General features: G+C 66.0%; 15 protein-coding genes and 2 tRNA genes. 9 read left to right on the forward strand and 8 right to left on the reverse strand.

Annotated elements, in window-relative coordinates; all coding sequences use genetic code 11:
* Genes D1Y85_RS00375 through D1Y85_RS00385 form a run of 3 tightly spaced genes read right to left on the reverse strand, consistent with a single transcriptional unit; the run spans position 1 to position 2,111 of the window.
* A complete protein-coding gene (locus tag D1Y85_RS00375) occupies positions 1-393 on the reverse strand; it encodes a Rieske (2Fe-2S) protein (RefSeq protein WP_124149056.1) in 393 nt (130 codons plus the stop codon).
* On the reverse strand, positions 390-1,049 hold the full coding sequence (locus D1Y85_RS00380) for an HAD-IA family hydrolase (RefSeq protein ID WP_124149057.1): 660 nt from the start codon (positions 1,047-1,049) through the stop codon (positions 390-392). Before D1Y85_RS00380 ends, D1Y85_RS00375 begins: the two co-directional genes overlap by 4 nt.
* A gap of 27 nt (positions 1,050-1,076) precedes the next feature.
* On the reverse strand, positions 1,077-2,111 hold the full coding sequence (locus D1Y85_RS00385) for an RluA family pseudouridine synthase (RefSeq protein ID WP_124149058.1): 1,035 nt from the start codon (positions 2,109-2,111) through the stop codon (positions 1,077-1,079).
* A gap of 850 nt (positions 2,112-2,961) precedes the next feature.
* On the opposite strand from D1Y85_RS00385, the gene D1Y85_RS00390 reads away from it, so the two are divergent.
* The 6 genes from D1Y85_RS00390 to D1Y85_RS00415 all read left to right on the forward strand — a co-directional run bounded on the left by D1Y85_RS00390 (position 2,962) and on the right by D1Y85_RS00415 (position 10,300).
* Positions 2,962-6,159, forward strand: coding sequence for an Rne/Rng family ribonuclease (locus D1Y85_RS00390; RefSeq protein WP_124149059.1), 3,198 nt, complete (start codon positions 2,962-2,964; stop codon positions 6,157-6,159).
* A gap of 162 nt (positions 6,160-6,321) precedes the next feature.
* Positions 6,322-7,434, forward strand: coding sequence for a GTP 3',8-cyclase MoaA (moaA, locus tag D1Y85_RS00395; RefSeq protein ID WP_124149060.1), 1,113 nt, complete (start codon positions 6,322-6,324; stop codon positions 7,432-7,434).
* Between the two features lie 7 nt (positions 7,435-7,441).
* Positions 7,442-8,062 (forward strand): molybdenum cofactor guanylyltransferase MobA, encoded by a 621-nt coding sequence (mobA, locus tag D1Y85_RS00400; protein ID WP_124149061.1) that lies wholly within the window; start codon positions 7,442-7,444, stop codon positions 8,060-8,062.
* 102 nt (positions 8,063-8,164) lie between these two features.
* Complete coding sequence (gene moeA, locus D1Y85_RS00405) at positions 8,165-9,460, forward strand: molybdopterin molybdotransferase MoeA (RefSeq protein WP_124149062.1); 1,296 nt, start codon at positions 8,165-8,167, stop codon at positions 9,458-9,460.
* A gap of 67 nt (positions 9,461-9,527) precedes the next feature.
* Positions 9,528-9,803: a hypothetical protein gene (locus D1Y85_RS00410; RefSeq protein WP_124149063.1), complete on the forward strand. Its 276-nt coding sequence runs from the start codon at positions 9,528-9,530 to the stop codon at positions 9,801-9,803.
* A complete protein-coding gene (locus tag D1Y85_RS00415) occupies positions 9,803-10,300 on the forward strand; it encodes a GNAT family N-acetyltransferase (RefSeq protein ID WP_124149064.1) in 498 nt (165 codons plus the stop codon). Before D1Y85_RS00410 ends, D1Y85_RS00415 begins: the two co-directional genes overlap by 1 nt.
* Positions 10,301-10,394: 94 nt before the next feature.
* Here D1Y85_RS00415 and D1Y85_RS00420 read toward each other — a convergent pair whose 3' ends face one another.
* From D1Y85_RS00420 to pncB, 5 genes are all read right to left on the reverse strand, one after another.
* Positions 10,395-11,888, reverse strand: a complete 1,494-nt coding sequence (locus D1Y85_RS00420) for a DNA recombination protein RmuC (protein WP_124149065.1) — start codon at positions 11,886-11,888, stop codon at positions 10,395-10,397.
* Positions 11,885-12,874 carry a 2-hydroxyacid dehydrogenase gene (locus tag D1Y85_RS00425; RefSeq protein WP_124149066.1) on the reverse strand — a complete coding sequence of 330 codons (990 nt, stop codon included), beginning with the start codon at positions 12,872-12,874 and terminating at the stop codon, positions 11,885-11,887. Before D1Y85_RS00425 ends, D1Y85_RS00420 begins: the two co-directional genes overlap by 4 nt.
* A gap of 79 nt (positions 12,875-12,953) precedes the next feature.
* On the reverse strand, positions 12,954-14,369 hold the full coding sequence (locus D1Y85_RS00430) for a sodium:proton antiporter (RefSeq protein WP_124149067.1): 1,416 nt from the start codon (positions 14,367-14,369) through the stop codon (positions 12,954-12,956).
* A gap of 67 nt (positions 14,370-14,436) precedes the next feature.
* The gene (locus D1Y85_RS00435; protein WP_124149068.1) at positions 14,437-15,099 is read right to left on the reverse strand and encodes a LutC/YkgG family protein; all 663 of its coding nucleotides are present in this window, start codon (positions 15,097-15,099) and stop codon (positions 14,437-14,439) included.
* 199 nt (positions 15,100-15,298) lie between these two features.
* Positions 15,299-16,495: a nicotinate phosphoribosyltransferase gene (gene pncB / locus D1Y85_RS00440; protein WP_124149069.1), complete on the reverse strand. Its 1,197-nt coding sequence runs from the start codon at positions 16,493-16,495 to the stop codon at positions 15,299-15,301.
* Between the two features lie 339 nt (positions 16,496-16,834).
* Here pncB and fdxA point away from each other — a divergent pair, with 339 nt between their 5' ends.
* The 3 genes from fdxA to D1Y85_RS00455 all read left to right on the forward strand — a co-directional run bounded on the left by fdxA (position 16,835) and on the right by D1Y85_RS00455 (position 17,602).
* Entirely contained in the window at positions 16,835-17,158 is a 324-nt protein-coding gene (gene fdxA, locus D1Y85_RS00445; RefSeq protein ID WP_124149070.1) for a ferredoxin FdxA, read from the forward strand.
* 180 nt (positions 17,159-17,338) lie between these two features.
* Positions 17,339-17,414 (forward strand) — tRNA-Asn (locus D1Y85_RS00450).
* A 112-nt stretch (positions 17,415-17,526) separates the two neighbouring features.
* Positions 17,527-17,602 (forward strand) — tRNA-Asn (locus D1Y85_RS00455).
* Positions 17,603-17,640: the final 38 nt, after the last annotated feature.

Below are 17,640 nucleotides of genomic sequence, written 5' to 3' on the forward strand. Positions count from 1 at the left end.
TCAGTTTTGATGCGGACGCAGATCCTCGTCCGGCAGCCAGAATACCGCACGGCCCTCCGGCGTGTCCCGTTCCTCGACACGCACGGGCCGCAGCCGCCCCCCGCGGCACGGGCCGCCCACGCATTTGCCGGTGTCGGGCTCATAAATCGCGCCGTGTGTCGCACACATCAGGTAAAGGCCCGAAGATTCGAAGAACTGCCCCTCCACCCAGTCGAGCTCCATGGGTACGTGGGCGCACCGGTTCAGGTAACCGAAAACCTCGCCGCCGTAACGCACGAAAAACACCACGGCGTCGCCGCCCGCGTAGGTTACGTCCAGGCGGTGGCCCAAACCGCCTTCGAGCAATTCTTCCGCCGCGCAGACGCGCACCGGATCATTGGCCGTCGCGCTCACGCGTGTTCCCGCAGCCAGAGCGCGAGCGACGCGACGTCCGACGCGACGTAGCGCGGCGAGAGCGCCTCGAGCGAGTCCGGCGAATGCGCTCCGTACCCCACGCCGACACCGGCGACGCCGGCGTTGATCGCCATCTGCAGGTCGTGCGTCGTGTCGCCGATCATGAGCGTGCGGCCGTTATCCTGCCCCAGCTCGCGCGTCAGTTCGTGGAGCATTGCCGGATGCGGCTTCGAGAAGGTTTCATCGGCGCAGCGCGTGCCGTCAAAGATGCTCGTCAGGCGCGCCTCGTCGAGCGCACGGTTCAGACCAACGCGGCTCTTGCCCGTCGCCACGGCCAGCAGGTAGCCGCGGTCGCGCAGCTCGGCCAGCATCTCACGCACGCCGACAAAAAGCTCCGTCACCTGTCCCTTGATGAGGTAGTGGAAGCGATATCGTTCGGCGAGGCGGGAATAGTCCGCCGGATCGAGCGTCGGCGCGGCAATCTGCAGCGCTTCGCGCAAGCCAAGGCCGATTACGTAACTCGCGGCCTCGTCGCCGGGCACGGGCAAACCCAGGTCGCGGCAGGCGGCCTGAATGCTGCGCGTGATATGGACGGTCGAATCCATCAGCGTGCCATCCCAATCGAACACGATCAGGTCAAATTGCTCTCGGGCCATGCGGTCCTTCTCCAATGCAGTGTCGTTCTAGTCGGGCTGCGCGGCGGGCCTGCCGGCGCCTTCGGCACGCTCGCGCCGGGCCCGCAGTTCGTCGATGAAACGGCGGCATTCCGCGGGCAGCGGCGCCTCGAACTGGAGCGTCTCGTGTGTGATCGGGTGCGTAATCTTCAGCCGGTGCGCGTGCAGGAACATGCGCTTGATGCCCGGATTCGCCCCTTGACGCGCCAGCGCCTTATTGAGCGCGAAGTCGCCGTATTTGGCGTCACCGACGATCGGCAGCCCAAGGTGCGCGAGGTGCACGCGGATCTGGTGCGTGCGTCCGGTCTTCAGTTCGGCTTCGAGAAGCGCGTATTCAGACCAGCGCTCGACGAGATTGAACACCGTATGCGATGCCAGACCATCCGGCTGCACGCGCACGCGGCGTTCGCCTTCCGGGGTCAGATACTTGTGCAGCGGCTCCTTCACGGCGCGACGACGGCCCCAATCGCTTTCCCAGTCGCCGTGGACACACGCGTAATAGCGCTTGTCCATGCTGTTTTCGCGAATCTGCTCGTGCAGGCCGACCAGCGCCGCGCGCTTCTTGGCGAGCATGAGGATACCCGAGGTCTCGCGGTCCAGCCGATGCACCAGTTCGAGGAACTTGCCCTGCGGCCGCGCCTCGCGCAACTGCTCGATCACGCCGAACGCCACGCCGCTGCCACCATGAACGGCCACGCCCGCGGGTTTGTCGATCACGAGCAGCCCCTCGTCCTCAAAGAGCACCGAGAACTGTCCAGCGGGCACGGGCGCGGCGCTCGCGCTCGCGCCGGATTGAGCCGTGCGGATGGGCGGCACGCGCACGATATCGCCTTCCGCCAGCCGGTATTGCGCGTCGACCCGGCCCTTATTCACGCGGACTTCCCCGCTTCGCAGGATCCGGTAGATGTGACTTTTCGGCACGCCTTTGCAGACGCGCACAAGGAAATTGTCGATGCGCTGCCCGGCCGCGCCGTCGTCGATTTCGACGAACGAAACCTGGTCGCTTGCGACCTGATTCTGGGATGTTTTGCCTAACCCTTTCATTCTGAATATAATTTGCCCAGCGCTCACGCGACGACGGTTGACTAGACGGCAATTCCGCCAGGTCCTCGATCCGTGCCGACGGCGCAGGCAGCAAGCGATAAACGGTTATTTTACTTGCGCCCGGGGTTGGTTGCTCACCCCGCATGATGAGAAGCAACGAGTTGCACGCACGGAAATCCGCACCGGCAGGGACGGCGCCCACAGGCACGTTCGGTCAGGTACGGCTCCGATGGTAACGGAACATTGGTATAAAGAATTCATCCGGTGAGTCCCGGCGCACGGTCGAAGTGACCGGCGAGAGGACGCGCCGGTGGCGAAATACGGCGAGCGCCCGAAGCGTCCTGGCAACGTGCGGGACATGGCGACGTCAAAAGGTGGCGAGACACCCCGAGGGGGAAGACGGGCGTTCCTCGAAAGCTTCCCGTGCGCGGCGCAGGTATTGCAGGTATCGACTGCAGCAGCCGCGAACCCGTTTCTGCCGGCAGCGCGCGGTTCGCGCGGCGGCAGATATGCCTGTACCGCCTGTCGCGCGTGCTGATGCCTCGCATCGTGCGCCCAGCGGGAAAGCCGGAAGTTGAGGATGACGCACCGTCGCGCTCCCGCGGCAAGTCACGCCGCTTGTTGAAGCCGTATTCGCATGTGCCCCCGCGGCCCATCCAGGACAGCGCAGCCGTATGCTGCGTGTGCCCCGGCTGGGCGCACTGAAGGCAATTCTCCCCGCCATCGTTCCCGCTCCCGCGTGCTTGTGAAAACACGATAAGGCGCGGCATGCCGCTGCCCGTCCTGTGCCGCCAGGCTTGACGCCTGGCGCCGGCACGGGCCGCGCGCGAAGCCGCTCTGGAGCCGTTCAATGAAACGAATGCTGTTCAACGCGACGCAGCAGGAAGAGCTGCGCGTCGCCATCGTCGATGGACAGAAGCTGATCGACATCGACATCGAAACCGCCGGACGCGAACAACGCAAAGGCAATATCTACAAGGGCGTCATCACCCGCATCGAGCCGTCGCTCGAAGCGTGTTTCGTCAACTACGGCGAAGACCGCCACGGCTTCCTGCCGTTCAAGGAAGTCGCGCGCCAGTATTTCCGTGACGGCGTCGACATGCGCTCCGCGCGCATCCAGGACGCCCTCAGGGAAGGTCAGGAACTGATCGTCCAGGTCGAGAAGGAAGAACGAGGCAACAAGGGCGCGGCCCTGACCACGTTCATCTCGCTCGCCGGCCGCTATCTCGTCCTGATGCCGAACAACCCGCGCGGCGGTGGCGTGTCGCGCCGCATCGAGGGCGACGACCGTCAGGAACTGCGCGAAACCATGGCGCAGCTGCAACTGCCGGACGGCATGAGCATCATCGCGCGCACGGCCGGCATCGGCCGTTCGGCCGAAGAGCTCCAGTGGGACCTGAACTACCTGCTGCAACTGTGGCGCGCCATCGAAGCCGCGTCGCAAGCCGGCCAGAGCGGCCAGCCGATGCTGATCTATCTGGAATCGAGCCTCGTGATCCGCGCGATCCGCGACTATTTCCAGCCGGACATCGGCGAAATCCTCATCGACACCACCGAGATCCATGACCAGGCACGCGCCTTCATGGACATCGTGATGCCGGACAACGTCAACAAGGTGAAGCGCTACCACGACGACGTCCCGCTCTTCTCGCGTTTCCAGATCGAACACCAGATCGAGACCGCGTACTCGCGCACGGTGCCGCTGCCGTCCGGCGGCGCAATCGTTATCGACCATACGGAAGCGCTCGTCGCCATCGACGTGAACTCGGCGCGCGCTACCAAGGGCGCCGATATCGAGGAAACCGCCGCGCGCACCAACCTCGAAGCCGCCGACGAAGTCGCGCGCCAGTTGCGTCTGCGCGACCTGGGCGGCCTGATCGTGATCGACTTTATCGACATGGAGTCGGCCAAGAGCCAGCGCGAAGTCGAGCAGCGCCTGAAGGACGCGCTGCGCCACGACCGCGCGCGCGTGCAGATGGGCAAAATCTCGCGCTTCGGCCTGATGGAGCTGTCGCGCCAGCGTCTGCGCCCCGCTCTGTCGGAAGGCAGCCACGTCACCTGCCCGCGCTGTAACGGCACGGGTCACATCCGCGATACCGAATCCTCGGCGCTTCAGGTCCTGCGCATCATCCAGGAAGAAGCGATGAAGGAAAACACCGCGGCAATCCACTGCCAGGTGCCGGTCGAAGTGACCGCCTTCCTGCTCAACGAAAAGCGCTCAGAGATCAACAAGATCGAGTCGCGTTTCAAGGTCGGCGTCGTCCTGATCCCGAACAAGCATCTCGAAACGCCGCACTACAAGCTCGAGCGCCTGCGTCACGACGATGCGCGCCTCGACGAACCGCGCGCCTCGTGGAAGATGGCCGAGGAAGCGGCTCGCGAACTCGAATCGGAATCCGGTTACAGCAAGCGCAGCGCCGAAACCAAGCCCAAGCAGGAAGCCGCTGTGAAGGGCATCACGCCGGAGCGTCCGGCCCCGACTTCGACGGCCAAGCCCGCCGAGGCAGCGCCCGCTGCCGCGCAGGCCGCGGTGACGGCCGCGAGCGGCGGCTTCTTTGGCTGGATCAAGCGCCTCTTCGGTGGCGCACCGGCTGCGGCCCCCGCACCGGCACCGGTCGAGCAGCAGGACAAGGCCGGCCGCCCGGCCCGCGAAGCACGCGGTGAACGTACCGAGCGCGGCGAAAAGGCTGGCGATCGCAACCGCAATCGCCGCGGTGGCGGTCGTGACGCAGCAGGCCGCGGCGAAGCCGCAGGCGGCGCGCGCACTGGCCAGCCGTCGCAGCGCCGCGAAGAGCGTGAGCCGCGTGAAGGGCGTGACGGACGCGAAGGCCGTGAAGGACGCGAAGGCCGGGCTACCCGCGAACCGCGTGAAGGCCGCGAGGGCCGCGAAGGCCGTGAGGGCCGGGACAATCGCGAAGCCCGTACCGAACGCGAGCCGCGCGACCAACGCATCGAACGTGTCGAACGCGGTCAGGACCGCAGCGAGACGGCGGAAGCCGGCGCACCGCGCGGTGAGCGCCAGGAGCGCGGTGAGCGCCAGGAGCGTGGCGAGCGTCAGGAACGGGGCGAGCGCCGTGAGCGCGGCGAACGTGGCGAGCGCCGTCGTCCGCAACAGGCCGAGGCCGCCGAGGCCCAGGAAGCGCGTCTCGACGCAGCCGCCATCGACACCGCTGGCGCTGTGCAGACCGAAGGCGTCCCGCCGGGCGTCACCGACGAGGACGCGGGCGCTCCGCGTGAAGGCGAGGAACGTCGTCGCCGCCGTCGCGGCCGTCGCGGTGGCCGTCGCGAGCGCGAGGTCGAAGATGTAGCTGGCCTGACCGCCGAAGGCGCGCAGGAAGGCGACACGGATGTCGAGGAATCGGCACCGGAGCATCGTGCCGATGTCGCGCCGGTTGCTTCCCCTGTCGCGGCTCCCGCTGTTGCCCCGGTCATTGCCCCCGTCGTTGCGCAGCCGGAAGTCCCGGCCGAAGCGAAATCGTCGGAAGCGACAGTGCATGCTGTCGTCGCCGAAACGGTGATCGTGACGGCATTGCCGGAAGCGGCGCAGCCCGTGGAGTCGAAGACCGAAGCACAGGCCGAACAGGCTGCTGCGCCGATCAAGCACGTCGCCCCGGCTGCGGCTGAACCCGTCGCGCCGGTTGAACCGGCGGCGCCGGCCGAAGTGGCTGTTGCGCCCGTCGCGGCGCAGGCACCGGTCGAAGTGCCGGCTCACGAAGCCCGCGTGGAGGCCCCGGCTGTTTCCGAGCCCGCCCCGCAGCCGGTCGAGTCTACCGCACAGGCCGAAGCCGCTCCGGTCGCCGCTGCACCCGCACCGCAAGCTGGAACGCGTGGGACCGCAGCAAGCGCGCTGTCGGCCGAGGCGTTGGCCCCGATGCTCGCGTCCGCGGGCCTCGTCTGGGTCAACACCGACGCCGACAAGTTGAGCACCGCCCATGCCGCAGCCGCGTTGGTCGCCAAGCCCGCACGCGTGCCGCGCGAGCGCAAGCCGCTGCCGCCGGCCGATACGACGCCGATGCAGCAAGTCGAAACGAACCGTCAGGCGCAGTAAGGCCCACGGTAAGCCAGACGGGGGGACGTCGTGAGCTGCACGCCCCCCGCAAAAAGCCCGTCCTCATCGGCGGGCTTTTTTTTGGTACAACAGCGTCGCACCCCGTCCGCTGATACTCTCGTGTTCGGCTAAAATCAACATAACGTTTGATTCGAAACCATAATGTCCCGACGCGTGATCCCGGTTGCCGATTTCCGCTCGCTGCCGCCCCCGGCAGCAGGCGCGGCCGTACCTTCGCCCACGGGTGAGGTTCTCGATACGCTCGCGCGGCCGTTGAAGGATCTGCGCATCTCCGTCACGGACCGCTGCAACTTCCGCTGCGTCTATTGCATGCCGCGCGAAGTCTTCGACAAGAACTATCAATTCCTGCCGCATTCCGCGCTCCTCTCGCTCGAAGAAATCGAGCGTGTAGCGCGGCTTTTCGTCGCTCAAGGCGTGACCAAGATCCGCCTGACCGGCGGCGAACCGCTGCTGCGCAAGAACGTCGAATTTCTGATCGAGCGTCTCGCTCTACTGCGCACGCCCCAAGGCGAGCCACTCGATGTCACGCTCACCACCAACGGATCGATCCTCGCCCGCAAGGCGCGCTCGCTGAAAGACGCGGGCCTCACGCGGGTCACGGTGAGTCTCGACGCCCTCGACGACGCACTCTTTCGCCGCATGAACGACGCCGACTTCGCCGTCGCGGACGTGCTCGACGGTATCGAGGCGGCGCACGCTGTGGGGCTCGCCCCGCTGAAGATCAACATGGTCGTCAAGCGCGGCACCAACGATCGCGAAATCGTGCCCATGGCGCGTCACTTCCGTGGTTCGGGCGCTACGCTGCGTTTCATCGAGTACATGGACGTCGGCACGTCGAACGGCTGGAACATGGCTGAGGTGTTGCCATCCGCCGACGTTGTCGCGCGCATTGCCGAGCACTTCCCGCTCGTGCCGCTCGATCCGCACAGCGCGTCCGAAACCGCACAGCGCTGGGGCTATGCAGACGGCGCGGGCGAGATCGGCGTGATTTCGAGCGTGACGCGCGCGTTCTGCGGCGACTGCACGCGCGCACGGCTGTCGACCGAGGGCAAGGTGTATCTGTGCCTGTTTGCGTCGATGGGCTATGACCTGCGCGCACTCGTGCGCAACGGCGCGAGCGACGAGTCAATCTCCGCGGCCATTGCCCGGATCTGGTCGGGGCGCACCGACCGTTACTCGCAACTGCGCGGCAGCGAAACCGGGCCGGCCACCCGTGCCGAGCGACGCATCGAAATGTCCTACATCGGTGGCTGACGCATCGATGGAATCAATCCTGGGCGCTGCTGCGATCACGGGCCTCGTGCTCGCGGGAGGACGCGGCCAGCGCATGGGCGGCGCCGACAAGGGCCTGCAGTTGCTGCGTGGCCAGCCGCTTGCGGCCCATGTGCTCGCGCGGCTTGCACCACAGGTCGGTGAGCTCGCAATCAGCGCAAACCGACACACCGACACCTACGCGGCGCTAGGCGCGCCGTGGCACGCGGCCGTTCTCGCGGATACGCTGCCCGACTTTCCTGGCCCGCTCGCCGGTCTGCTCGCCGGGTTGCAGGCCAGCCGCACGAACTGGCTGCTCGCCGTACCGTGCGACTCGCCGTGGCTGCCGGCCGATCTCGCAGCGCGCCTCGCCGCTGCCGCGCTCGCGCAGGATGCCGACATCGCCACCGTCACCACGATGAACGCCGCAGGCGATGTCTCGCTGCACCCGGTGTTCGCGCTCGTTCGCACGTCGCTCGCGGACGACCTCGCCGCCTTTCTGCACGCGGGCGAGCGCAAGGTGCGCGCGTGGTACGCGCGCCACAAGACGGTCGAAGTGGCGTTTGCCGACGAGCGTGCGTTTTACAATATCAATTCCTTACAGGAACTCGCCGACCTCGACCGTGCCTGAAGTGCGCGACCGGCCAGCCGCCTGTCGCCGCCCACCATCCTCCGGCATGCCCATCAGGACGATCGCCGCACTCGCAGTGCGCACGCGCCGCTGCTCCACCCGATGACCACGCTTAACACTCTGTCCGGTTGCGTCACTCGCTACGATCCCCAAGCCTTGCCCGTCTGCGCCGCTCAGGCAATCGTGCTTCAGTGGGTGACGCCACTCGCGGCCAGTGAGCGGGTGCCGCTGCGCGACGCGCTTGCGCGTGTGCTCGCAGCGGACGTCATTTCGCCGATCGACGTACCCGCCCACGACAATTCGGCGATGGACGGCTACGCATTCGACGGGACAGCGCTGGAAGGAGCAACGGATCCGCTCACGCTGAACATCGTCGGCAAGGCGTTCGCCGGGCATCCGTACACAGGCGAAATCGCCGCGCGCACCTGCGTGCGCATCATGACCGGCGCGCCGATGCCCGCCGGTTGCGACACGGTCGTGCCACAGGAACACACACAGCCGGACGGCGACAGCGTCACGTTCGCGGCGCACGCTGTCGCGCGCGGCGCGAACCGCCGCCGCCAGGGCGAAGACCTCGCGAAGGGTCTTGCCGCGCTGCGCGCGGGCCGCGTGCTGCGCGCGTCCGACATCGGTCTGCTGGCGTCGCTCGGGCTCGTCGACGTCGAGGTGAAACAGCGCCTGCGCGTCGCGTACTTCTCGACAGGCGACGAATTGCGTGCGCCGGGCGATCCACTCGATGCGGGCTGCATCTACGACAGCAACCGCTACACGCTCGGCGCCATGCTCAAGCGGCTCGACGTCGAGGCGATCGATCTCGGCATGGTGCGCGACGACCCGGTCGCGCTTGGCGCCACGCTCAGACAGGCGGCGGAATGCGCCGATGTCGTACTGACCTCGGGCGGCGTCTCGGTCGGCGACGCCGACTTCACGCGCGAGCAGGTAGAAACACTCGGCGACGTCACGTTCTGGGGACTCGCGATGCGGCCCGGTCGCCCGCTCGCATTCGGGCGCATCTGGTCTGGCGGCCGGCCAGGCGTTGGGCATCCCGCGCTCCTCTTTGGATTGCCAGGCAACCCGGTGGCGACCATGGTCACCTTCTACCAGATCGTGCGCCCCGCCCTGCTCGCCATGGCGGGCGCGACGCCCCAGCCGGTGCCGCTGATCCCCACCCGCTGCGACGCGCCCATCAGGAAACGCCCGGGCCGCACCGAATTCCAGCGCGGCATCGCCACGCGCGACGGCACAGGCCAGTGGCGCGTCACGCCCACCGGTTCGCAAAGTTCCGGCGCATTAAGCACCATGAGTGAAGCAAATTGCTTTATTGTGCTTGCCCATGAAGCTTCCGATCTCGACGCCGGCGACGTCGTCGACGTCATGCTTTTCGACGGACTCGTCTAGTGCGGGCCGCCCCTTACCCGCCATCGTCAAATTCGGCACGTCCACCACGTAATACGGACCGACTAACATGAAAAAACAGATTTCGTTCATCGCTCCGGGGCAGACCGCCAAGGCGCTCATCCTCGTGTACCTGACGTTCAGCGTGCCGATCGTGCTGCTTGGCGTGCTCGTCGCCTTCTTCCGGTACGGCTCGGTCGAACTGTCGACGATTTTCAGCGCGCTGCTGCTCAACGCGATTCTCGGCTTCGTCCTGCTCTGGATCGCGTGCCACGCGTACAACTGGGTCGCGTCGCGCTTCGGCGGCATCGAGATCCATCTCTCCGACGTACCTGAGGAAGCATAATGACGGCGACGATCCGCGCGGCCAACCCCGCCGATGTCGGCGCGATGCACGCGCTGATGTACGAGCTGGCCGAGTTCGAGAGGCTCACGCATCTTTTCGTCGCGACGACGGACGCCCTCGCAGACGCGCTCTTCGGCGCACGTCCGGCGGCCGAGGCGCTCGTTGCCGAGGAGGCGGGGCGAATCGTCGGCTATGCGCTCTTTTTCCATAACTACTCGACGTTTATTGGCCGCCGCGGACTCTACCTCGAAGACCTCTACGTGCAGCCGTCGCAGCGCGGCACGGGCCTCGGCACGGCGATGCTGCGCGCGCTAGCGGCGATCGCCCTCGAGCGGCAGTGCGCCCGCTTCGAGTGGACCGTGCTCGACTGGAACCAGCCGGCCATCAGCTTCTACGAGAAAATGGGCGCGACCGTGCTGCCCGACTGGCGCGTCGTGCGCGTGACCGGCGAGGCGCTCGACTATCTCGCCGCGCCCGCAGAGCAGTCCGCCGGCTAAGCACGGCTCACGGCTTTCGAATGCACCCAAAGAAACGGGCCGCCTGCGTATAAGCGCAGGCGGCCCGTTCGCATTGATGCGGACGCAACGTGCTTTATTCGTCCGACGCCCCGTTGGGCAGCGCATCGCCGAGCAGGTTCGTCGCCTCCTCGCCCGGCAACGCCTCCACATCGCGCAGCTTGCGGTTCATCGCGCGCGTGCGCACCTCTGCCGCCTCGATCGAGCGCGTCACCGTTTCCAGCTGCGACTTGGTTTTCGCGAGCACGTCGCCGAACTTGCCGAACTCTGTCTTCACCGCGCCCAGCACCTGCCAGACCTCGCTCGATCGCCGCTCGATGGCGAGCGTGCGGAAGCCCATCTGCAGACTGTTGAGCAGCGCCGTGAGCGTCGTCGGCCCCGCGACCGTCACGCGGAAGTCGCGCTGCAACAGGTCGGTCAGGCCCGGTCGGCGCAGAATTTCCGCGTAGAGCCCTTCAGTCGGCAGGAACAGCAGCGCGAAGTCGGTCGTGTGCGGCGGCGCGACGTACTTTTCGGCGATCGTGCGCGCCTCTGCCTTCACGCGCGCCTCCAGCGCACGGCCCGCTTCCTCGATGGCCCCGACGTCCGCGCGCTCCTGCGCGTCGATCAGGCGCTCGTAGTCCTCGCGCGGGAATTTCGCATCGACGGGCAGCCAGACCGGCTCGGCCGCACCGCCTGTGTCGCCGCGCCCCGGCAGGCGAATCGCAAACTCGACGCGCTCCGTACTCTTCGGCACCGTCGCAACGTTCTTCGCGTACTGGTCGGGCGTGAGAATCTGTTCCAGCAGTGCTTCGAGCTGCACTTCGCCCCACGTGCCGCGCGTCTTCACGTTCGTGAGCACCTTCTTCAGGTCGCCGACGCCGGCCGCAAGCGTCTGCATTTCGCCGAGCCCGCGATGCACCTGCTCAAGGCGATCGGACACGAGCTTGAACGATTCGCCGAGGCGTTGTTCGAGCGTCGCGTGCAGCTTTTCGTCGACGGTGCGGCGCATCTCTTCGAGTTTCGCCGCGTTGTTCGCCTCGATGTCCTTCAAGCGCTGCTCCAGCGTCGCACGCACTTCGGCGAAGCGGCGGTCGTTCGCCTCCGTGAGCTGCGTGAGTTGCTGCGCGAGCACGTTGCCGAAATGGCGCAACGCCGCGCCCTGCTCTTCGCGGGCCTGCTGCGCCTGCTGCTGCAAGCTCTGGCGCACGGCTTCGAGCTGCTGCGCGTTGGTCTCGGTGAGCTTGGCGAGCTGCTGCGCGAAACCGTCGATCTGGTTGTTCTGAACCGTCGCGATGCTCGTGAGCTGCGATGCGAGCGCCTGCTGCACTTGAGCGAAACCGCCACCGAACTCGCTGCGCGAGACCTGCGCGGTATGCGCGATCTCATTGCGCAATTCACGCTCGATGCGCTCGGCGGCGCGCGCCTGCGTCTCGGTCGAGGTTGCAACACGGCCGGAGAGCGCGTCGAGCGACTCGTGGACGGCATCGCCTTCGTTGCCACCGCGCGCACGCATGAGCGCAACCACCGTGACGACAAGCGCAACAGCGACCAGCAACGTCGCGACGGACATCAGCAGCAATGGGCTCATGAACGGGCTTTCCCGAGAACGTCAGGATTGATCGGATTGGGCGGACGGCCTGCACGCGGTCCCTCGCCGAGTGCGGCGATGAGGTTGTCGGCGGCGAGGTTCGCCATCGCGCGGCGCGTCGCTTCGCTCGCGCTCGCGATGTGCGGCGTGAGCACGACGTTCGGCACGGTGAGCAGCGCCGGATGCACGTTCGGCTCGCCCTCGAACACGTCGAGGCCCGCGGCCGCGATGCGGCGCGCGCGCAGCGCCTCGGCGAGCGCCGCGTCATCGACGATACCGCCGCGCGCAATGTTGGTGAGCGTCGCGGTGGGTTTCATCAGCGCGAGTTCGGCCGCGCCGATCGTGTGGTGGTTTTCCGGGGTGTACGGCAGCACGAGCACGACGTGATCCGCTTCGCGCAAGAGCGCTTCCTTCGTGCGGTATTCGGCGTTCAGTTCGGCTTCGATTTCGGGCGCGACGCGCGAACGGTTGTGATAGACGATGCGCATGTTGAAGCCCTTCGCACGCCGCGCGATCGCCTGGCCGATACGGCCCATGCCGACGATACCGAGCGTCGAACCGTACACGTCCGGGCCAAGGAACGCGTCGTGCGCCCACTTCTCCCACTTGCCCGCACGCAGGAAGTGCTCCGATTCGGTGATTCGGCGCGCCGTGGCCATCATCAGCGCCCAGCCGAAATCGGCCGTCGTTTCGTTGAGCACGTCGGGCGTATTGGTGCCGAGCACGTTCGCGGCGTTGAACGCGGCCATGTCGAAGTTGTTGTAGCCCACGGCCATGTTCGCGACGACACGCAGACGCGGCGCGGCAGCAAGCGTCGCGGCGCCGACGGGATCGCCCGCGGTCAGTGCGCCATCCTTGTCGGCGAGACGGCGCGTGAGTTCATCGGCAGGCAGTGCGTCGCCGTTGTTCCACTCGACGTCGAAATAGTGTTTGAGCCGGTCGATCACGTCCGGAAAAATCGGCCGCGCCACAAGGATCTTTTGCATCGTTACTCTCCACTTCAGGTTGTTCGGTCGCGCACGCGTTCGCTGCATGCGTCATTGTCAGGCGTGACGGGCCGCGCGGCTAGGCGAAAAAGAGCCAGGTCGCCATGAGGAAAACCGGCAGGAGTATCGCGCACGACCAGCCAAGATAGCCAAAGAAGCCCGGCATGCGTACGCCGCGCGACTCGGAGATCGACTTCACCATGAAATTCGGCGCGTTGCCGATGTAGGTGAGCGCGCCCATCAGCACCGCGCCCGCCGATATTGCAGCGAGCGTCTTCGCGCCGGTCGTCATCAGCGCCGGGGCGTCGCCGCCTGCGAGGTTGAAAAACACGAGCCAGGTCGGCGCGTTGTCGAGGAAGGACGACAAGAGGCCCGTCGCCCAGAAGTACATGATGGTGTCGGGGCGGCCCGGCGTCTCGTTCACGAGATGAATCAGGCCCCCGAATGCGCCCGCCTCGCCCGCGCGCAGAATCGCGATGACCGGCGTAATCGTCACGAAGATGCCCACGAAGAGCTTCGCGACTTCGGCGATGGGCGCCCAGTTGAAGTCGTTGGCGGCGCGCACCGAACGCGGCGTGAAGGCGAGCGAAACGAGCGAGAGCGCGATTAGCCCCGCATCGCGAAGAAGATTCTGCAATTCGACATGCGCACCGGGAACGGCGAACGTGATGCCGGGCTTCCAGACTCCGCTCATCAGCACGAGGCCGATGACGAGTGCGAGCAGCACAAAGTTGAACTTGCCCGTGATGCCGAGCGGCCCCGTGTCAGGCGTCGGGTCGAGGATTGCGGCACGCGCCTCGCCTGCGCGGTGGAAGAACCACGAATCGAGCGCGTAGAACGCGGCGAGCAGCACCCCGCAGACAAACAGCCAGGGCCACACGAGATGCTGCGTAGTCCAGAAGAAACCAACGCCGTTCAGGAACCCGAGGAAAAGCGGCGGATCGCCGAGCGGCGTCAGCAGCCCGCCCGCATTCGCGACGAGAAAGATGAAAAACAGGATGACGTGGACATTGTGGCGCCGGTTGTCGTTGGCGCGCAGGAGCGGCCGGATCAGCAGCATCGCCGCGCCGGTCGTGCCCATGATGCTCGCGAGCAGCGTCCCGATCCCGAGGATCGTCGTATTCGTGCGCGGCGAGCCGCGCAGGTTGCCTTCAACGCAGATGCCGCCCGCGATCGTGAAAAGCGCACCGAGCAGCACGATGAACGGGAGATACTCGTCGATCACCGCGTGCAGGAACATCGGATACGTGGCGGCAAAGCCGTGCGTCACGGCGAAGGGCAGCAGGAACGCGAGCGCCCAAAGCGCGGCGATCTTGCCGAAGTGCCGATGCCAGAGCACGGGCGCAAACATCGGAAAGAGCGCGATCGAAAGCAGCATGCCCGCGAACGGAAGGCCCCAGGCCGGCGAGAGCGTGGCGCCGTTGACGCCTTCGGCATGCGCCCACGCGGGCATCAGCGTCAGCGCGGCGCACAGGCCCGGTGCGATGCGGGGCATTCCACGCGCGAGTTGCCCGCGACGGCGGCCCGCGCCAGCGCGTTGCCGGGGTACGGGCGCCGCGCCCTTACGCGCCATGCACGACGATGACATGCACGCGATACGGCCCGTGCGCGCCGAGGACGATGGTCTGCTCGATATCGCCGGTGCGCGACGGCCCCGATACGAAGTTGACCGCGCGCGGCAGTTCTCCGCGTTCGGCGCGGATCAGCGCGAAGGCGTCCTCGTGACCGGCGACGATGCGCGATGCAGGCACGACGGCGATGTGCGTCTCTGGCAGGAGCGCGCCCGAGGCCCAGGTCTGCGGGCTTGAGAGCAACACGAGCGTGCCGGTCTCGGCAGTCGCGCAAAAGCAGCCGGTGAGACCGACCAGATCGCGGTCTTCGGGCTTGCGGAATTCGACGGATAGTCCTGCGGCGGCCCAATCGAACGAATCGAGCGTCTGCCAGGCGACGGCCTGCATCGGCAGTCCGCCTTCCGCGAGATAGCGCTGCACGGCGACGGGTACGCCAGCCAGGCCCTCGACTTCATCGACCGTCGTGGACATCTTGCGCGCCTCACGCACGAAGCGTGCAACGAGATCGCCCTCCAGCGGCGGACGCGGGCCTTCGGGATGGTGAGTCAGGTAGTCAGCGACGGCCTCGCGTTCGGACGCGTCGGGAGTCGCGCCGCGCCCCTGGGCCGCGCGAATGCGCGCGAGTATGCTGCGGCGTGCGGCCGTCGTGTCCATGTGCGGTCCTCTTACCGTGGGGGTCGGGCGTCGTGGCGATCACTCGTGCCGATTATACCGATGCAAGCGGCGTGCATCGCGCGCACGCGGGCCGCCGACGCGAAGTGACGAGCGAGTACGCAGTCCTCACGCGGCGACGCTCCGCCGCGCTCGACGAAGGCGCGCAAATCATGCGGCGCACGCCGCCTCGATGGCCGGTCTACTTGCCTGCGCTTTCCTCATCGGCGGGAATGCCGAACACCTGGCGCAGATACGCGATATAGGCCTTGTCGTCGCACATGTTCTTGCCCGGCGAATCGGACAGTTTGGCGACGGGCTGGCCGTTGCAGCGAACCATCTTGATGACGATCTGCAGCGGCTGATAGCCGAGGTCGTTGGTGAGGTTCGTGCCGACACCGAATGCGAGCCGGCAGCGTCCGCGAAAGCGCTCGTAGAGACGCAGGACCTTGGGAATATCGAGCGCGTCCGAGAAGATCATTGTCTTCGTGCGCGGGTCGCACCGGTTGTCCTCGTAGTGCTTGAGCAGACGCTCGCCCCAGTCGAACGGATCGCCGGAATCGTGGCGCGCGCCGTCGAAGAGCTTGCAGAAGTACATGTCGAAATCGCGCAGGAATGCCTGCATGCCGTAGACATCCGAGAGCGCGATGCCGAGGTCCCCGCGATACTCCTTCGCCCACATCTCGAAGCCGAAGATCTGCGAATCGCGCAGACGCGGGCCGAGTGCCTGGCACGCCTGCAGATACTCGTGAGCCATCGTGCCGAGCGGCGTGAGGTGGTGCTTCATCGCGTAGTACACGTTGCTCGTACCGGCGAACTGCTCGCCGAGATCCTCCTTGAGCGTGAGGATCACCTCCTCGTGCCAGTGCCTCGAGAAGCGGCGGCGCGTGCCGTAGTCGGCGATCTTGCAGTCGGCGAACTCGGGCTTCGCGCCGAGCATCTCGATCTTGCTGCGCAGACGCTCGCGGCCTTCCTCGTACTGCGGCTGCCGCTGCGTGTTGCGGAAGTAGACCTCGTTGACGATCGCGAGCACGGGAATCTCGAAGAGGATCGTGTGCAGCCACGGCCCCTTGATCTCGATGTCGATTTCGCCATTGTTCTTCGGCGACGGCGTGACCGAAATGTACTTCTCGTTCAGATGAAAGAGCGCGAGGAAATCGAGGAAATCGCTCTTCATGAAGCGCAGGCGGCGCAGGTAGTCGAGCTCGGCTTCGGTGAAGTGCAGGCGACAGAGCTTCTGGATCTCGCTCCTGATTTCGTCGACGTACGGCACGAGATCGACGTCCGGCGTGCGGCAGCGGAACCGGTACTCCACGCTCGCAGCCGGGAAGTGATGCAGCACCACCTGCATCATCGTGAACTTGTAGAGGTCGGTATCGAGCAGCGAATTAATGATCATGGTGAGCCAGCCGGACTGCATTCTGAGGACGCGCGCCTGCGGGAGGACCGGGCCTGTGACGTGACGTCGCGCATCGGCTGTTCCCGGCTCGTGCCCTGCAAGGCCGGGCGTCAGCGATGCGCCCATGTTACCTGAACGCGCGGGCGCCCCGCCGCGCCGCCAGCACGCCCGCGCGGCCAGGAGGGGGATTTGACACGTGGTCCCAAGAGCGCCATAAACTAATCACGAAACGATCTAAAAACCCATGCGGACCGCTCGCTGGGGATTTTCACGTTCAGTTACAATAGCTGTTTCGGCCCTGTGCCATCCCCCGATACAAAGCATGCAGGAGTTGCCTGAATGACCCACGTTGTGACCGAAAGCTGCATCAAGTGCCGCTATACCGACTGCGTCGATGTGTGCCCGGTGGACTGCTTTCGCGAAGGTCCCAACTTCCTCGCGATCGATCCGGACGAGTGCATTGACTGCGCCGTGTGTGTAGCCGAGTGCCCCGTCAATGCCATCTACGCCGAAGAGGACGTGCCTGGCGACCAGCAGCAGTTCATCCCCCTGAACGCCGAGCTGGCCAAAGGCTGGCCGAGCATCACCAAGACGAAAGCCGCGCTGCCCGAAGCCGAAGAATTCAAGGACGTGAAGGACAAGCTCGCGATGCTCGTGCGCTAAGCGCCGTAAGTGCGGCGTACGATACGCGCGCCAGGTGCACTTAGCCGTGCGATCTGTGCGGCGGGCCGTCGGCTGTGGCTGCCGTTGCGTCGTCCCGGAAGCGACTTATTTCCAGGAATACGTGCAGGTGTTGACAGATCCAGCCGCGCCCCATAGAATCTCGTTCTCTGCTTTTGTTGATCCCCGATAGCTCAGTCGGTAGAGCGCCGGACTGTTAATCCGTAGGTCCCTGGTTCGAGCCCAGGTCGGGGAGCCAAATAAAATTGGCAAAACGAATTTGCAAACGAGATTGCAAGTCACAAAAAATCACAAAAGCCCGCTAACCATAACGGGCTTTTTTATGTAGTGAAGAGTTGCTGTACTGCTGTTCCCCGATAGCTCAGTCGGTAGAGCGCCGGACTGTTAATCCGTAGGTCCCTGGTTCGAGCCCAGGTCGGGGAGCCAAAAAATCGAAGGCGTTGCGCGAATCTCGTGCAACGCCT

Source organism: Paraburkholderia dinghuensis (assembly GCF_003837865.1).
Classification (GTDB): Bacteria; Pseudomonadota; Gammaproteobacteria; order Burkholderiales; family Burkholderiaceae; genus Paraburkholderia; species Paraburkholderia dinghuensis.